The organism is Streptomyces sp. SID14478 (assembly GCF_010548525.1).
Taxonomy (GTDB): domain Bacteria; phylum Actinomycetota; class Actinomycetes; order Streptomycetales; family Streptomycetaceae; genus Streptomyces.
Genome location: NZ_JAAGMG010001335.1, coordinates 1 through 820 on the forward strand (window position 1 = coordinate 1; position 820 = coordinate 820).

Consider the following 820-nt stretch of genomic DNA (forward strand, 5'->3'; position numbering starts at 1 on the left):
CCGCCGGTGAGGCGCCCGCGCCGCCCTCGCCGCTCGCCCTCGACGGGCACGCCGGGGCCGAGGTGCGGGACGTGGCGGAGGCGTTCGACCGGGTGCAGCGCGCCGCGTTCGACCTCGCCACCGAGCAGGCCGTGCTGCGCCGCAACACCACGGAGTCGCTGGTCAACCTCGGCCGCCGGAACCAGAACCTGGTGCGCCGGCAGATCGGCTTCATCAACAAGCTGGAGCACGAGGACGCCGACCCCGACACCCTCGCCAACCTCTTCGAACTCGACCACCTGGCCACCCGTATGCGCCGCAACGCCGAATCGCTGCTCGTGCTCGCCGGGGAGTCCAGCCCGCGCACGTGGTCGACCCCGCTGTCCGTGACCGACGTGCTGCGGGCCTCGCTGTCCGAGGTCGAGGAGTACCGGCGGGTCACGCTGCGCCGCGTCGAACCCGCGCACGTCAGCGGCGCCGTCGTCGCGGAACTCGCGCATCTGCTCGCCGAGTTGGTGGAGAACGCGCTCAGTTTCTCGCCGCCGGACTCCGAGGTGGAGGTCGAGGGGCGGCGCACCAGCGCCGGGTATCTCATCGCCATCGTCGACCACGGGCTGGGCATGGACACTCAGGCGCTCGCCGAGGCCAACGTACGGCTGTCCGGCACCGCCAGCTTCATGGCCGAACCGACCAAGTTCCTCGGCCACTTCGTGGTCGGCGCGCTCGCCCGCAAGTGCGGCATCGAGGTCCGGCTCGGGGAGGCACCGGTCGCCGGCGTCGTCGCCCGGGTGCTCGTCCCCGCCGCGCTGCTCACCGAACCGACCGCAGCGGCCGCGGCCAC

General features: G+C 73.0%; 1 protein-coding gene. It reads left to right on the plus strand.

Translation table 11 applies throughout. The annotated features are described in order from the left end of the window. Positions 1-820 (plus strand): ATP-binding protein (locus G3I40_RS42150; protein ID WP_343245201.1); only part of this gene is annotated, 820 nt, incomplete at both ends.